The following is a 15,333-nucleotide window of genomic DNA, read 5'->3' on the forward strand; positions in this document are numbered from 1 at the left end:
GCCGCTGAATGGAGCAGTCAGGCACTTCGGCCCTCTTGCAGGGCGCGGTGCAGGACCTTGCGTCCGACGTGGTCTCCGCCCTGCGGGGTGGAGACCACGTGCGCATGTCCGGCACGGAAACGGTCGACGACCCCGAGGGAAGCCTCACCCTCGCGGCCGTACGCGTGTTGGGAGCAGACCTGCTGCTGCCGCACGTCCTCTTCCCCACACCCCCGGCACCAGAGGCACTCACCGTCTTTTCGAGGACGGTGGAGGCGTTCCCGCCGCGCCCGGACGCGGCGCCCACCGTCAGGTGGAGCCACTGGGCCATGACCCGCACCCTGCGACGCCTCGACCCGCACCCGGACGGCGCGGCCGACGGGGACGACACCGTCCCGCAACCCGACGCCGGCTGGCTCGACGCGGCGAGCTGGCAGGTGCTCACCCATCAACTCGCGGTCCTGGCCCCGCTCGCGGTGCCCGGTGAGGACTGCGCCGTGACCCTGGCGGCCCGGCGCCGGCCGGTGGACGTGGCCCGCGGCTTCGTACGCGCCGTGCGCCGCAGGGACTGGCAGCAGGCGGCGGGCGCCGGGCGCTGGCTGACCCTGCTCGACGGGGTTCCCGACACGCTCGGCCTCGAGGCCGGGCTGGATTTCGTGGAGCTGATGGGCGGCGGCGATCCCCGCGTCGCCCTCCAGGTGCAGGCGGCACGGGTCATGCGGGTGGCCGGAGCACTCGTATGACGGCCACCATGGGCGTCCCGGAGATCCGGGAGGTGGGCGCCGCCGCTCTGGCGTGGCTGTCCGCGCACCGGGGCGAGTTCGCGCTGGGCGAGGACGCGCTCACCGAGGACGGCCACGTGGACGCCACCTGGAAGCCGCTCGGCGAGCTGGCCCAGACGTGTGCGAGCATCCGTTCGCACACCCCGCCGTCCGATCCGCTGCATCTGTGCGCGGCGGATCTGCTGCGGTTCGCCTGGCAGCAGACCGGCCGAGGCGAACTCTTCCTGCGCCTGCAGCGGATGGAGCCCTTCGCGACCTATCCCCTGGAGATCTACTCCGTGTTCGCCTCGGCCGGGCTCCGCCATCCCGGGTACGAGGCCGCCGCCGCGATCACCGCCCGCACCCGCGGCTGGCGGCTCACCGAACAGGAACCGACGCGGCGGCTCGGCGTGTTGAAGGCCGAACGGCGCAGCGGCATCCACCGGCCGGAGCAGGTCTCCCAGGTGCTGCGGCAGACCTGGCTGGGCGCACTGCCGGAACCCTGGACCTTCGAGCGCTCCAGCGGATACGCGCTCACCCACGTCGTCTTCCACCTGACCGACTGGGGCCGCGTCCCCGCGGGCGTGCCCGAGGACCTGGCCGACTACCTGTCACACTGGCTGCCGTCCTGGCTCGACACCTGTCTGGACGCCGGGATGTGGGACCTGAGCTGCGAGTTGCTGGTCGTGGCCGCGAGCCTCCCCGGCCCGCCCGACCCCGCGACCCTCCAGGACGCCTGGACCCGCATCGCACGCGAACAGCTCGACTCCGGCGCGCTCCCCGAGCAACGTCCCGCCGCCGACGCCGGACCGGACCGGGAGCCGGACTTCCTGCGCTGCTACCACTCCACGCTGATGGCCGCGTTCGCGGCGGTGCAGACCGCCACATGCCTGACCGGCGACGGCAGCGGGGACGACGGCGGCGGACCTGAGGACGCATTCGCGGCGCGGGCGGGCGGCGTGCACAACCGCTACGGGGGACAAGGAGTGCCAGGATGACCGACACCCGTCTGATGCACACCGTCGGCGTGCGCGCCCTGGAGTGGCTGTGGGCCCACCGTGACGGATTCCGCCTGGAACCCGACGTCGATCCGGAGATCGGCTTCCTGGAGCGCTTCAAGCCGGTCGGTGAACTGGCCCTGATCTGCCGGGTGTTGTTCCGCGAAGGGGTCGCCGGCTCGCGCCAGGCGGAGCTGGCACGCCGGCTCCTGGACCACACCTGGCGGGAGAGCCTGGACGGCGGTCGCATGCTGGTGCGCGGACAGCGCATCGAACCGCTCTCGCCCATCCCGTTCGAGGTGTACCTCCCGTACAAGGAACTCGGCTACAGCGAACCCGAGGTGGAGCGGGCAACCGTCCTCTATCACCGGCTCGACAGCTGGGACGCCCTAGAACTGGACCCGACCCGACGCCTCGGACTCGCCGCGTTCCAGCGCCGTTTCGGCCTCACGCCCCGCACCCCCGAGGCGGACCTCGTCGGCTCCACCTGGCTGGCCCGGACGCCCGAACCCTGGACGGTCAGCGGGCACATCGCCTACGACGTCACCCACACGGTGTTCCATCTCACCGACTGGGGAGAGCACCCCGAGGCCCTGCCGCCGGACATCGCCGACTACCTCGCCATGTGGCTGCCGGTCTGGATCGACGACTGGCTGGACCTCAAGCGCTGGGACCTGCTCGGCGAACTCCTCGTCGTCGACGCCTGTCTGCCCCGCCCCACCCTGGACGAGCGGGCCTGGGAGGGCTTCGCCGCCGCACAGCAAGCCGACGGCGCGATGCCGGCCGTCCGCGACATGCCCGAGGGCGCCCACGACGAGGTCTTCGACGTCGTCTACCACCCCACCCTGGTCGCCGCGTTCGCCTCGGTACTGGCCACGTCCCGGTCCCTGACGGAACTGACCCACGCCGCGACGTCATGAGCGAACGGGGCGTGCCGTGGCCCGGGGTGGCCGACGCGGGGGAGTCGGCGGGTGGGGTGCTCGTCGGCGGGTTGCGAGGAGACCCCGAGACCGCGGGGACGGGGGGCGGCCCGGAGGGCAGGGGCTCGGGGGGTGCTTCGGGCGCGGCTGAATTTCCGGCGGGGGGTGCGGGATCGGCGGTGCGGGGTGGCGGTGACGGTCGGGGGCTGCGGGGTGGCGAGGTTCTCCAGGACGGTGTCGACGCCCGTCTCCTGGCGCACGGCGCCGCCGACGGCAGTGAACCGGGGGGCGTTGCCGCGGAGCGGCACCGCGTCGGTGGCGGTCTCGCGAGTGACGAGGGGCTGTCGGCGCGCCTGGAGCGGGCCGTCGAGGCCGTGGAGGCGCCGGACGTGGTGTTCGCCGCGTCCCGGGGCGGTCGCCGGGTCCTGTGCTGCGGCGGCACCGCCGCCTCCCCGTCCGGCGGCCGGCGGGAGCTGCGTTACGAGATCGGTTCGGCCACGAAGACGTTCACCGGGCTGCTGCTGGCCCGGCTCATCCAGCACGGCGCTTTGACCGGGGGCGAGCCGGCCGCGGCCTGTCTGGATCCCGCCCGGCGGACGGACGCGGACCCGGTGACGCTCGCCCACCTCATCACCCACACGGCCGGACTGCCCGCCCTGCCCGCCGACTTCTACCCACGGGCGCTGCCCGCCTGGCGCACCAACCCCTACGGCCGCTACCCGGCCGAGCGGGTCGTCGACGCCTTCCTGCGCCGCCGGCCCCGGCACCGGCCCGGGACCCGGTGGCAGTACTCCAACTTCGGCGTCGCCGTACTCGGCCACGCCGTCGCCGCGGCCACCGGCACGGCATGGGAGGAGCTGCTCGCCGCCCACGTCCTGCGTCCCCTCGGCCTGCGCGGCACCGCCCTGGCAGCACAGGGCCCCCAGACCGACGCCGTCGGCCACGGCAAGGACGGCCACACGCCCGCCCTCGCCTTCGACGCCGGCGGCTTCCAGGCGGCGGGCGCCCTGCGCGCCACCCCGCACGACCTGCTGACGTTTCTCGAAGCCCATCTCGACCCGGCCGGTGCCCCGTTGAGCGACGCGCTGCTGGCCGTACGCACGCCCGTGCTCCGCCGAGGTCTCGGGCACCGGCACGTCCACACGATGGCCTGGTTCCGGCACCCCACCGACGGCGGCCCGATGTACTTCCACAGCGGGGCGACCCTCGGCCAGCAGGCGTTCCTCGGCTTCAGGCCCGACACGGGCACGGCCCTGGTCGCCCTGTGCACCCGCCGCTTCCGCGCCCACGACCCCTTTGTCAGCACGGCTTACGGGATCCTCGCGGAGGAGTAGGGGCCACGGCGGGGGCGGGGAACAGGAGGGCGGGGGCAGGGAACAGGCGAAGGAAGCAGCCGGTGCGGAGCGGAGCTCCGCACCGGCTGCTTCGTACGGCTACTGCACCCGCTGCCACAGCGCCGGCGTGGCGACCGGCGACCATGCGCCCTGGGCCTGGTGGGACTGCAGGCACTGGTAGCGCACCCCGGCGTGGGTGACGGTCGTGCCGGCCTCGTAGACCCGGCCCGAGGCCCAGGTGCCCACCGTCCCGTTGTCCTGCGGCGCGGACGCCCCCGACCCGGCGGGAGCGGTCGTCAGGACCAGGCCGAAGTCGCTCAGGATCGGGTTGATCGGCTGGTAGAAGGTGGTCCCGCCGTTCGTGCAGTCACCCGAGCCGCCGGAGGTCACACCCTGTGCCTGGGAGCCGGAGACGTACGGGCCGCCGGAGTCTCCCGGCTCGGCGCACACGGTGGTCTGGGTGACTCCGTCGACGGTGCCCTCGGAGTAGCTGACGCTCGTGTCGTGCTGCTGGATGGTGCCGCAGTGCCATCCGGTGGTGGAGCCGGAGCGGCAGATCGACGCCCCGACGAGCGCCTGGACGGAGCCGGTGACCTGGGTGCGCTGGCCGCCCTCTCCCTGCACGTCGGGCGTGGCGGTCCAGTCGCTGTTGACGCCGACCCAGGACATGTCCTTGCCGGGGAACGTGGACGACTGGAACGTGCCCTGCGCGGCCCGGTTGGCGCCGGCGGTCGAGTCGCCCGGCTCACCGCAGTGGCCCGCCGAGGCGAAGCCCTGCTGCTGGTCCTTGGTCACGGAGAACCCGATGGAACAGCGAGCGGTGCTCTCGATGTAGTAGGCCTGACCGCCCACGAGGTCCGCCAGCAGCCGCGGCCGTTCCTTCGACACGCGGATGCCGACGCCCTTGCCCCGGACGTCGGCCGCCTTGATGAAGGCGCGGGCGGCCGAGCGCTTGGTCGCCTGGACCATCACGCGGTTGGTCGGTACGTCGACGTACCAGACCGGTGTGTCGCGCGTCTTGATGCGGTCGGCGGCCGAGTCCAGCCGCTTCTTGACGTCCCGGAGCTCGGTCAACGGCCGCTTGACGACGGCGGCCTTGGCGCCCTGGGCCTCGATGGCCGACACATCGGCGGCGTGCGTGGTGGCGACGGTGAGCTCGGCGGATGTCGTGCCCCGCACCCAGGCGCCCGCGAAGTGCGTGCCCAGGGCGTTGCGCAGGCGGCCGGCGCGGGCGCCCGCCTCGGCCTCGTTGACCAGCCGCTCGGCGGCCTGCCCCGGCTTCAGCTTGAGGTCCCGCTCCAGCGCGCGCAGCACCGCCGCGGGCGCGCGGTCGGCACCGAGGGTCTTGGCCGCGCCGGACGCGGGCGCGGGCGGCGGCTCGGCCGAGGCGGCGGTGGTGACGCCGGTGAGGACGAGGGTGGCGAGAGCGGTGAGGGCGGCGCGGCGCCGAGCGGCGCCATGTCTGCCGAGCATGCGATGTACCTCCATGGGGGTCCGAGGTGATGTGGAACAGCTGAAGACCTTTACGGAAAGCGACGCGCCGATGCAGAAAGTGATGTTTTTTCGCGCTTTGGGGGGCGTTGCGGGGTGCCATGTGCGCCAGCGGACGCAATGGGGGCGGGGCGGGGGCGCGGTCGTCGGCGGGTCGTCGGCGGGGCGTCAAAGTTTCATCGTTCGTTTTCTTGAATCATTCGTGTTTAGCGGGGTAGCGTGGCCCCATGACCGCATCCCAGACCCCGACCCCCGCCGAGGAGCTGCGCGTTGTCGGCCTGCGGGTGACCGCCGCGCGTGTCGCCCTGCTCGAGGCCGTCCGTGCCGGTGACCACCTCGGTGTCGAGGCCATCGCCTCCGGGGTGCGTGATCGAGTGGGACATGTCTCCCTGCAAGCCGTGTACGAGGGCTTGCACGCACTCGCCGCGGCAGGGCTCATTCGCCGCCTCGAACCACCGGGCAGCCCGGCCCTCTACGAGGGACGGGTCGGCGACAACCACCACCACCTCGTCTGCCGGTCCTGCGGCACCGTCGCCGACGTCGACTGCGCGGTCGGTCACGCGCCGTGCCTGACCGCGTCCGACGACCGTGGCTTCGCCGTCGACGAGGCCGAGGTCATCTACTGGGGCCTGTGCCCCGACTGCTCAGCCGCCCGCAGTTCCTGAACACGTCGATCCACCCGCGCACCGTGATCCACCCCGTCCGGAAGGATTTCCATGACTGAGAACCACGACGCGATCGTCACCGACCCCAAGCCGGAGGAGACGGGCGGTGGCTGCCCCGTCGCGCACGGCCGCGCCGCGCACCCGACGCAGGGCGGCGGCAACCGTCAGTGGTGGCCCGAGCGCCTCAACCTGAAGATCCTCGCCAAGGACCCCGTCGTGGCGAACCCGCTCGGTGCGGAGTTCGACTACGCCGAGGCGTTCCAGGCCCTCGACCTGGCGGCCGTGAAACGGGACATCGCCGAGGTGCTGACCACCTCGCAGGACTGGTGGCCGGCCGACTTCGGCAACTACGGCCCGCTGATGGTCCGTATGGCGTGGCACAGCGCCGGCACCTACCGCATCAGCGACGGCCGCGGCGGTGGCGGTCGCGGCCAGCAGCGCTTCGCGCCGCTCAACAGCTGGCCGGACAACGGCAACCTGGACAAGGCCCGCCGTCTGCTGTGGCCGGTCAAGAAGAAGTACGGCCAGTCCATCTCCTGGGCCGACCTCATGATCCTCACCGGTAACGTCGCCCTGGAGCAGATGGGCTTCGAGACCTTCGGCTTCGGCGGTGGCCGCGCCGACGTCTGGGAGGCCGACGAGGACGTGTACTGGGGTCCCGAGACCACCTGGCTCGACGACCAGCGCTACACGGGCGACCGTGAGCTGGAGAACCCGCTCGGCGCCGTCCAGATGGGCCTCATCTACGTCAACCCCGAGGGCCCGAACGGCAACCCGGACCCGATCGCCGCGGCCCGCGACATCCGCGAGACGTTCCGCCGCATGGCGATGAACGACGAGGAGACCGTCGCCCTCATCGCCGGTGGCCACACCTTCGGCAAGACCCACGGCGCCGGCCCGGCCGACCACGTGGGCGACGACCCCGAGGCCGCCTCCATGGAGGAGCAGGGCCTGGGCTGGAAGTCCACCTACGGCTCCGGCAAGGCCGGCGACGCCATCACCTCCGGTCTCGAGGTCACCTGGACCACCAAGCCCACCCAGTGGAGCAACGACTTCTTCGACATCCTCTTCGGCTACGAGTGGGAGCTGACCCAGAGCCCCGCCGGCGCCAACCAGTGGGTGGCCAAGGACGCCGAGGCGATCATCCCCGACGCCCACGGCGGCTCGAAGAAGCTGCCGACGATGCTCACCACCGACCTCTCGCTGCGCTTCGACCCGATCTACGGGCCGATCTCCAAGCGCTTCCACGAGAACCCGGCCGAGTTCGCCGACGCCTTCGCCCGCGCCTGGTACAAGCTGACCCACCGTGACCTGGGCCCGAAGTCCCTGTACCTCGGCCCGGAGGTCCCAGCGGAGACGCTGCTGTGGCAGGACCCGCTGCCGCAGGCCGAGGGCGAGGCCATCGACGCCGCCGACGCCGCGGCCCTGAAGGCCAAGCTCCTCGACTCGGGCCTGACCGTCTCCCAGCTGGTCTCCACCGCGTGGGCGTCGGCCTCGACGTTCCGCGGCAGCGACAAGCGCGGCGGTGCCAACGGCGCCCGCATCCGTCTGGAGCCGCAGCGCGGCTGGGAGGTCAACGACCCGGACGAGCTGGCCCAGGTCCTGCGCGTCCTCGAGGGCGTCCAGGCCGAGTTCAACTCCGGCGCCAAGAAGGTCTCCCTGGCCGACCTGATCGTCCTCGGCGGTTCCGCCGCGGTGGAGAAGGCCGCCAAGGACGCCGGCGTCGACGTGACGGTCCCCTTCACTCCGGGCCGTGTCGACGCGACCGAGGAGCACACCGACGCGGAGTCCTTCGCCGCGCTGGAGCCGACCTCGGACGGCTTCCGCAACTACCTGGGCAAGGGCAACCGGCTGCCGGCCGAGTACCTGCTGCTCGACCGCGCCAACCTGCTCACCCTGAGCGCCCCCGAGCTGACCGTCCTCGTCGGCGGCCTGCGCGTCCTCGGCGCCAACCAGGGCGGCTCGTCGCACGGCGTCTTCACCGACACCCCCGGCAAGCTGACGAACGACTTCTTCGTCAACCTGCTCGACCTGGGCACCACGTGGAAGTCGACGTCCTCGGACCAGACCACCTTCGAGGGCCGTGACGCCTCGGGCTCGGTCAAGTGGACCGGCACCCGTGCCGACCTGGTCTTCGGGTCGAACTCCGAGCTCCGCGCGCTCGCCGAGGTGTACGCGAGCGACGACGCCAAGGAGAAGTTCGTGAAGGACTTCGTCGCGGCCTGGGCCAAGGTCATGGACCTTGACCGGTTCGACCTGGTCTGACCTGTCGGCTCCGCCTGCTCCGTCCCACATAAGACGTCCAGGCCGGCCCTCCGGGGCCGGCCTGGACGTCTTCGTGTGCGCCCCTGTCCTGCCTTCGGCGAAGTCGTGGTCGGCGGCGGCTGCGCGCGACGCGGGCACCGCACGGACCGACGGGCGCCGGGAGCCCGTATCGAACCGGGCGTGCCGGGTACCCGGGACCGGACCGGGCCCGCCCCGCCTCCGGGCAGCGGGCCCGTACAGGACCGGCGTGCTTCGAACGGAGACGTCATGACGCAGAACCGGGAGAGCACGACGCCCGCCCGGCGACCAGGATTTCCGGAACTGCTCCCGGTCGAGGAGGGCCCGGCGCAGCCGTCGTCGCGGGAACCAGGCGCGCTCGACGAGCAGGAACCGCCCCTCGACCGCAGTCAGGCGATCCTGGAGGCGGCCAAGCAGATCGGCGCGCTGCTCAAAGCCAAGGGCCATGGATTCGCCCTGGCCGGCAGCGTGGCTGTCTACGCCCACGGGGGCAGCCGTCACCTCCAGCACGACGCCGACTTCTGCATACGCCGTTTCGACGCCCAGGACGTCACGCAGACGCTGACCGAGGCCGGGCTCACGGTGCGTACGCCCCCGGAGGACTGGCTGATCAAGACCTCCTGCTTCGGCCAGGAGGTCGACCTCCTCTTCGAGCTGGCCCACCGGCCGGTCTCCACGGAGCTGCTGGCCCGCGCGCAGGAGCTCCCGGTCGACTCCGTGCGCATGCCCGTCCTCGCGCCGACCGACCTCATGCGAGGGCTCGTCGAGGCGTTCTCGGAGCACTACTGCGACTTCGGCCCGGTGCTCGCCGCGGCCCGCGCCCTGCGCGAGAAGGTCGACTGGGAGGACGTTCGCGCCTCCTCCGGTGACGAACCGATGCCCGCCGCGTTCTTCTTTCTTCTCGAACGTCTGAACGTCATCGCCCCACAAGAGGAGCCCCGATGAGCGGATACGGCGCCCCCACCGCTTCCGGCGCCGGAGCGACCCAGGGTCTGGACTACCGCGTGGCCCATCTCGCCGACCACCTGGCCGCAGGGGACCTCGGCGAGCTCGGGGTGCGGATCGAGCTCCGCGGCGAGGCGGTTTCGCTGACCGGCACCGTGCCTTCCGCGCAGTGCCGCGACGACGTACTGCGCATGGCGCGCGAGGAGCTGTCGGGCATCGCCGTCCACAGCGACATCGTGGTCGCGGACTCCTCCGCGCCCGACCACGCCGAGGAGGTCGAATGATCCGGATAGCGGCCGTCGGGGACATCCACATGGGGCCCGACAGCAAGGGCCGGCTCCGCCCCTCCTTCGAGACGCTGCCCGAATGCGCCGACGTGCTGCTGCTCGCCGGCGACCTCACCCGCCACGGCACCCCGGAGGAGGCCCGGGTGGTGGCACACGAGATCGAGGGCCTGGCGGTCCCGGTCGTCGCCGTGCTGGGCAACCACGACCACCACTCCGACTGTCCCGAGGAGGTCGCCGCCGTGCTGGAGGACGCGGGCGCGCGGGTCCTGGAAGGAGAGTCGACCGTGGTGGGCAACGGGGACGCACGCATCGGCGTGGCCGGCACCAAGGGGTTCGGCGGCGGGTTCGTGGGGCGCTGCGCCGGTGAGTTCGGTGAGCCGATCATGAAGGAGTTCGTCAGATACTCGCGCCACCGCGCCGACACCCTGCGGGAGTCCCTCCAGGAGCTGGCAGGGCAGGACTGCGACGTACGCATCGCACTCACCCACTTCTCCCCCGTGCCGGACACACTCGCCGGGGAACCGCCCGAGATCTACCCGTTCCTGGGCAGCTATCTGCTGGCCGAGGCGATCGACACGGCGGGCGCGGATCTCGCGGTGCACGGCCACGCACACCTCGGCAGCGAGCACGGCATGACGAGCGGCGGGGTGAAGGTGCGCAACGTGGCCCAGCCGGTGATCGGCCGCGCCTTCCACGTCTACCACCTGTCCCGCCACGACCACGCGACGGCGGGAGCCTCGGCCGGCCGGATACGGGGCTGACGCGGGGGCTGGTCAGGGCCGGTGAGCGGAGCGGGCCGCCGGTGTGCGCCCGCGTTGTGGGCCCGCGGTGTGGGGGAAGCCACGTCGCTGATCGGTGTTCAGGCATGTCCAGCGGCCGGAGCGCCGGGCTACCGTTGCGGGGCTCCCGTTGATCAGATGGATTCCCCGTCGATCGCCCGTACCCTCGGACCCCTCGGACGGCCCGGCAGTGCTCGCAGATCTCTCCCCGCTCATCGCGGCGACCACCCAATGGCTGACACGTTCCTACCCCGCGTGCGGCGGCGCACTGGCCGCTGCCCTCGGCGAGGTGCAGGCCCGCCAGGCCGTGACGGTCGCGGCGTGGCTGCGGTACCCGACGCCGACGGACGCCGCCCTCGTCGGGATGGCGGGCCCGGGCGGCTCGGGTGCCCTGGACTGGCTCACCGGCGCGGACGCCGCCGCGTACGACGACGAGGCGGACGACTTCGCCTGGCGCACCTGGGTCGACGAGGTCGTCGCCAGCTGGGCGGCCTGTCTGCTCACCGACGACGACCTGGCCCGGCAGGCGGTCGCCGCGATCGCCGTCGGCGAGCACGCGACCGGCGTGCCTCCCGAGTTCCGGCGTCTGATCTCACCCGACGCCCACGACCGCGCAGCAGCCGCCCTGCTGCGCCACCCCGACCTCGTCGCCCCGGTGGCCGCCCTCCACCGCGCCGGCCTCCAGGAACGCCTCGGCCCGGGCCGGGCGCTGGTCGCCTGAGCGTCCGAGCACCTGGACCGGGCCGAGCCGAGCCAAGCTGAGTCGAGCCGAGCCGGTGATCAAACCGTGGGCGGTGACCCGAATGGGCCCGTCCCGTCAGTCCTTCTTCTTGCCGCGACCGCTCAGCGCATCACGCATACGGTCCACCAGGCCCGCTCCCGGGGCCAGCAGCTTGTTGGCCGGCGGCTTGTCCGGGGCGGACGGATGCGGGCGGGTCGGGGCCATCTTCTTGGCCATCCGCACCTTGTCGCCCAGGTCGTCCAGCGCTTGAGGCGGACACGCCGCGCGCAGCTTGGGGAAGAGGTTCTGCTCCTCGTCGGCGATGTGCGAGCGGACCTCCGCCATGAGCATCTGGCAGAGGCGGTCGAACTCCGGATCGCCTGCGTCGCACCCCTCCAGATCCTTCATGATCCGCTCGGCCTTGGAGTGATCGTCGATCTCCCTGTCGGCGATGGCGTCCCCGCCCGCGACGTGCTCCCGCACGGCCGGGTAGAGGTACTCCTCCTCGGCGACCGAGTGCCGCACCAGCTCCATGGTGACCTGCTCGGCGTACACCTTGCGGTCCTTGTCACCGGACGGAAGCGCCTCGATCCGGCCGAAGAGCTCCTCGACCTCGCGGTGATCGGTCACCAGCTCGTCGATGACGTTCCCACCATGACCCATGTCCTTCACCTCCAGCCTCAACGGCGGCCCGGTCGGGCCCGCCGCCGGCTACGAGTGCCCGCGGTCGGCCGGCTCACACAGGGGCCGCGGGGCAGCCGCCGGCGCGCGGACGCCGGACCTCGGTCACGGCCCATCGCCGAGCGGCCCCGCCGCCATCGGCCGCGGCGACAGGCACGGCGCAGGGTCAGGGGCCTTGCCCGTCGCGCCGCGCCCCGGTGTCCGCCGCGGTGACGCCCTCCACAGTCTCGGGGCCGTCGTCCCGTTCGCCCTCGGCCTGGGACGGTGTCGTGTACTCCGGAGCGGGGTGGTGGGCCCAAGGGGTCTCGGACTCTTCGGCTTCGCCCTCGGCCTGCGACGGGGTGTGGTGGCTCACGCTCATCGTGGTCGTCCCTCCTGCGCACGGGCCGGTGGGCCGGCCCACTCGGGCGGGGGAGAGGGCCCGGCACCGTCGGGCACCGGCCCGCGCACCCCCGGGCGCCGTCCCGGCCCGGCGGCGGAAAGGACGCGCGGTGCGGGAGCGCCCATACTGGCTCTACGAACGTACCTCCGCCCGTGCCGCCCCGCCGCCCTACCGGCCTGATACGCGCGGCGGCAGGTGCCCCCCACCAGACCCCACCCCGCGGTCCCGTGGCGGCGACGCCGTCCAGGACGGACGCGGGGCCCCGCTCGCTCCACCGAACGGGAGTTCCGGATGACGATCCACCCGTCCTCGTCGCCCTCCCTGTCCCCGTCGCCCGCCCGGTCCCCCCTGCGGATCGGCCTGCTCGGCTCGTACGGCGGGCGCAACACCGGCGACGAAGCGATCCTGATGTGCGTTCTGAGCTGCCTGCGCGCCCACCGGCCGGACGCCCGGCTCGTCGTCCTCAGCCGCGACGCCGCACACACCCGCACCCACCAGCCGGAGGCCGACGAGGTCGTCGACTGGGAGGGCGTCCCGCAAAAACCCCTCCTCGACACGCTCGCCGGACTGGACCTGCTGGTGCTGGGCGGCGGCGGGATCCTCTACGACGGCGAGGCCCGGCGCTATATGCGGCTGGTGAACGCGGCCCACGAACGCGGCGTGCCCACCTTCGCCTACGCCGTCGGCGCGGGCCCGCTGCGCGAGGGGGACGACCGGGAGGCCGTGCGCACCGTGCTGCCGGAGATGACCGACGTCGTGGTGCGCGACGAGGAGTCCCGCCTCGTCCTGGAGGAGGTCGGCGTCGACCGCGAACTCACCGTCACCGCCGACCCCGCGCTGCTGCTCACACCGGAGCCCTTCACCGAGCAGATGATGCGACAGGAGGGCCTGCCCACCGACACCCGCCTGATCGGCATGTCCGTGCGCGAACCCGGCCGCGCCGCCGAGAAACTCGACGAGGACGACTACCACGCACTGCTCGCCGACGTCGCCGAGTTCCTCGCCCGCCGCCTGGACGCCCATGTCGTGTTCGTGCCGATGGAACGCCAGGACGTCCGCCACGCCCACGGCGTGCTCTCCCGGATGAGCGCCCCCGACCTGGGCCGCATCCTGCACAACTCCTACAGCCCCGGCGAGATCCTCGGCTTCATGAGCCATCTGGACATGGTCGTCGGCATGCGGCTGCACGTGGTCATCTTCGCCGCGCTCGCCGGCCTGCCCGTGCTGCCCCTGCCGTACTCCGGAAAGGTCTTCGACTTCGCCCGCCGGACCGGCGCGCCCGCACTGGTCGGTGTGGCGCGGGAACAGGCCGGGCTGCTGCTCGCGGAGGTGGACCGGCTCTGGGACGAGTTCCCGCGGCGGCGGGCGGACCTGACCACGCGGGTGCGGGGACTGCAGGGACTGTCCCGGGAGACCTGCGCCCGCTGCGGCTTCCTGCTGGACTCCATCGACGGCGGCGCGGCCGGGCCACAGCGCACGGCGGACCTCCATCTGCATGACGTGGTGACCCCGTCGGCTCCGTGAGCACCACCGATCCGACGGGACGATGCGATGCCGATCCTTCAACCACCCCAACCCGCCGAGAGCGTCACCCTGCCCCCGCGGGCGGCCCGGCACGGCGGCCGGACGGACGTCCTGGTCGTCGGAGGCGGTCCGGCCGGCACCGCCGCGGCCTGTGCCGCGGCCGAGGCGGGCGCCGACGTGGTGCTCGTGGAGCGCTACGGCTTCCTCGGCGGCAATGCCACCGTGGCACTGGTGATGCCGCTGATGTCCTTCCACAACGAGCAGAAACAGGCGATGTTCGACGGGGACGGCCACGGCAGCCGGCTGCTGCCCACCGACCACGGTGAGGGCGAACCGGTGGTGGCCGGATTCCTGTGGCTGCTGCTGGACCGGCTCACCGCACGCGGCGGCTGCATCCCGCCGTCCCCCGCCACCGGCTACACCGTGCCGTTCGACCCGGAGACCTACAAACTCGTCCTCCTCGAACTGCTCGACGAGGCGGGCGTACGCATGCTGTTCCACTCCTTCGCCTCGGCCGCGCTGCCCCTCGACGACGGCTGGCGGGTGGTCTTCGAAACCAAGTCCGGCCCGGTCGTGATCGACGCCGATGTCGTCGTCGACGGCACGGGGGACGGTGACATCGCCGCGGCGGCCGGGGCGCCGTACGAGATCGGGCGGCCGGAGGACGGGCTGGTGCAGCCGATGACGCTCATGTTCCGCGTCGTCGACTTCCTGCAACCGCAGTTCGCCGAATACGTCAAGGACCACCCCGACCAGTGGCGGGGCGTGCACGGGCTGTGGGACCTCGTCCAGGAGGCCACCGAGGCCGGCGAACTGCGCCTGCCACGCGAGGACATCCTCTTCTTCGGCACCCCGCACCCCCGCGAGGTCAGCGTCAACAGCACCCGTGTCACCCGGGCGCTCGGCACCGACGTATGGGACCTCAGCCGCGCCGAGTACACCGCGCGCCGCCAGCTGGCACAGATCGACCGCTTCCTGCGCCACCGCGTACCGGGCTTCAAGAAGGCGTACGTGGCACAGAGCGGCGTCCAGATCGGCGTGCGGGAGACCCGGCGCATCCTCGGCGACTACCACCTGACCGGCCACGACATCCTCGCGGCGCGCGCCTTCCCCGACGCCGTCGCGCACGGCGCCTACCCCGTCGACATCCACAATCCCAGGGGCAGCGGGACCGTCCTCAAACGGGTCCCGCGCGGACACTTCTACGACATCCCGCTGCGCTGTCTTCTGCCCCAGGACACGGACCGCCTGCTCGTCGCCGGACGCTGCATCTCCGGCTCGCACGTGGCGCACTCGTCCTACCGCGTCATGCCCATCGCGATGGCGACGGGCCAGGCGGCCGGTGTCTGCGCCGCGCTGGCCGTACGCCTCGGCCGCAGCCCCCGCGATGTGCCCCACCACCTCGTCCAGCGCGTCCTCACCCGGCAGGGCGCCCATCTGCGCCTCGGGCCGCGTGACCCGGCCCCACAGCGACCCTGACCCCCGGCCGTGGGCACGCGGACCGGCGCCTAGGCCCTGTCGTCAAATTCCCGCCTGCCGTGCGACGCCATGCACGCACTCTCGCCGCACCGGGCGCAGACCCA

At 72.7% G+C, this 15,333-nt stretch carries 15 protein-coding genes; 12 read left to right on the forward strand and 3 right to left on the reverse strand.

Annotation, left to right across the window (positions count from 1 at the left end; all coding sequences use genetic code 11):
• Window positions 1-8: 8 nt before the first annotated feature.
• The 4 genes from ACHBTE_RS26765 to ACHBTE_RS26780 all read left to right on the forward strand — a co-directional run bounded on the left by ACHBTE_RS26765 (window position 9) and on the right by ACHBTE_RS26780 (window position 3,992).
• Window positions 9-722 carry a hypothetical protein gene (locus ACHBTE_RS26765; protein WP_394726660.1) on the forward strand — a complete coding sequence of 238 codons (714 nt, stop codon included), beginning with the start codon at window positions 9-11 and terminating at the stop codon, window positions 720-722.
• Window positions 719-1,738, forward strand: a complete 1,020-nt coding sequence (locus ACHBTE_RS26770; RefSeq protein WP_394726661.1) for a DUF6895 family protein — start codon at window positions 719-721, stop codon at window positions 1,736-1,738. Before ACHBTE_RS26765 ends, ACHBTE_RS26770 begins: the two co-directional genes overlap by 4 nt.
• Complete coding sequence (locus ACHBTE_RS26775; protein ID WP_394726662.1) at window positions 1,735-2,658, forward strand: DUF6895 family protein; 924 nt, start codon at window positions 1,735-1,737, stop codon at window positions 2,656-2,658. The genes ACHBTE_RS26770 and ACHBTE_RS26775 overlap by 4 nt, the downstream gene beginning before the upstream one ends.
• 341 nt (window positions 2,659-2,999) lie before the next feature.
• Entirely contained in the window at window positions 3,000-3,992 is a 993-nt protein-coding gene (locus ACHBTE_RS26780) for a serine hydrolase domain-containing protein (protein WP_394726681.1), read from the forward strand.
• 99 nt (window positions 3,993-4,091) lie between these two features.
• On the opposite strand, the gene ACHBTE_RS26785 is transcribed toward ACHBTE_RS26780, so the two are convergent.
• Entirely contained in the window at window positions 4,092-5,465 is a 1,374-nt protein-coding gene (locus ACHBTE_RS26785; RefSeq protein ID WP_394726663.1) for an alpha-lytic protease prodomain-containing protein, read from the reverse strand.
• A gap of 245 nt (window positions 5,466-5,710) precedes the next feature.
• Between ACHBTE_RS26785 and ACHBTE_RS26790 the strand changes: the two genes are divergently transcribed.
• The 6 genes from ACHBTE_RS26790 to ACHBTE_RS26815 all read left to right on the forward strand — a co-directional run bounded on the left by ACHBTE_RS26790 (window position 5,711) and on the right by ACHBTE_RS26815 (window position 11,163).
• A complete protein-coding gene (locus tag ACHBTE_RS26790; protein WP_394726664.1) occupies window positions 5,711-6,148 on the forward strand; it encodes a Fur family transcriptional regulator in 438 nt (145 codons plus the stop codon).
• Between the two features lie 51 nt (window positions 6,149-6,199).
• Window positions 6,200-8,413 carry a catalase/peroxidase HPI gene (gene katG, locus ACHBTE_RS26795; protein WP_394726665.1) on the forward strand — a complete coding sequence of 738 codons (2,214 nt, stop codon included), beginning with the start codon at window positions 6,200-6,202 and terminating at the stop codon, window positions 8,411-8,413.
• 267 nt (window positions 8,414-8,680) lie between these two features.
• Window positions 8,681-9,376, forward strand: a complete 696-nt coding sequence (locus ACHBTE_RS26800) for a hypothetical protein (RefSeq protein ID WP_394726666.1) — start codon at window positions 8,681-8,683, stop codon at window positions 9,374-9,376.
• Window positions 9,373-9,660, forward strand: a complete 288-nt coding sequence (locus tag ACHBTE_RS26805) for a BON domain-containing protein (protein ID WP_394726667.1) — start codon at window positions 9,373-9,375, stop codon at window positions 9,658-9,660. Before ACHBTE_RS26800 ends, ACHBTE_RS26805 begins: the two co-directional genes overlap by 4 nt.
• Window positions 9,657-10,424, forward strand: coding sequence for a metallophosphoesterase (locus tag ACHBTE_RS26810; RefSeq protein WP_394726668.1), 768 nt, complete (start codon window positions 9,657-9,659; stop codon window positions 10,422-10,424). The genes ACHBTE_RS26805 and ACHBTE_RS26810 overlap by 4 nt, the downstream gene beginning before the upstream one ends.
• Window positions 10,425-10,632: 208 nt before the next feature.
• Window positions 10,633-11,163, forward strand: coding sequence for a hypothetical protein (locus tag ACHBTE_RS26815; protein WP_394726669.1), 531 nt, complete (start codon window positions 10,633-10,635; stop codon window positions 11,161-11,163).
• A 96-nt stretch (window positions 11,164-11,259) separates the two neighbouring features.
• Here the strand turns inward: ACHBTE_RS26815 and ACHBTE_RS26820 are convergent, their stop codons facing one another.
• Together ACHBTE_RS26820 and ACHBTE_RS26825 are read right to left on the reverse strand one after the other, a co-directional pair.
• Window positions 11,260-11,826, reverse strand: coding sequence for a hemerythrin domain-containing protein (locus ACHBTE_RS26820; protein ID WP_394726670.1), 567 nt, complete (start codon window positions 11,824-11,826; stop codon window positions 11,260-11,262).
• Window positions 11,827-12,010: 184 nt separating this feature from the next.
• Entirely contained in the window at window positions 12,011-12,205 is a 195-nt protein-coding gene (locus ACHBTE_RS26825) for a hypothetical protein (protein WP_394726671.1), read from the reverse strand.
• A gap of 312 nt (window positions 12,206-12,517) precedes the next feature.
• On the opposite strand from ACHBTE_RS26825, the gene ACHBTE_RS26830 reads away from it, so the two are divergent.
• A complete protein-coding gene (locus ACHBTE_RS26830; protein ID WP_394726672.1) occupies window positions 12,518-13,750 on the forward strand; it encodes a polysaccharide pyruvyl transferase family protein in 1,233 nt (410 codons plus the stop codon).
• Between the two features lie 27 nt (window positions 13,751-13,777).
• Window positions 13,778-15,229: an FAD-dependent oxidoreductase gene (locus tag ACHBTE_RS26835; protein ID WP_394726673.1), complete on the forward strand. Its 1,452-nt coding sequence runs from the start codon at window positions 13,778-13,780 to the stop codon at window positions 15,227-15,229.
• The last annotated feature ends 104 nt before the right edge of the window (window positions 15,230-15,333 follow it).

Origin of the sequence: Streptomyces sp. M41, assembly GCF_043673425.1 — a bacterium.
Taxonomy (GTDB): Bacteria; Actinomycetota; Actinomycetes; order Streptomycetales; family Streptomycetaceae; genus Streptomyces.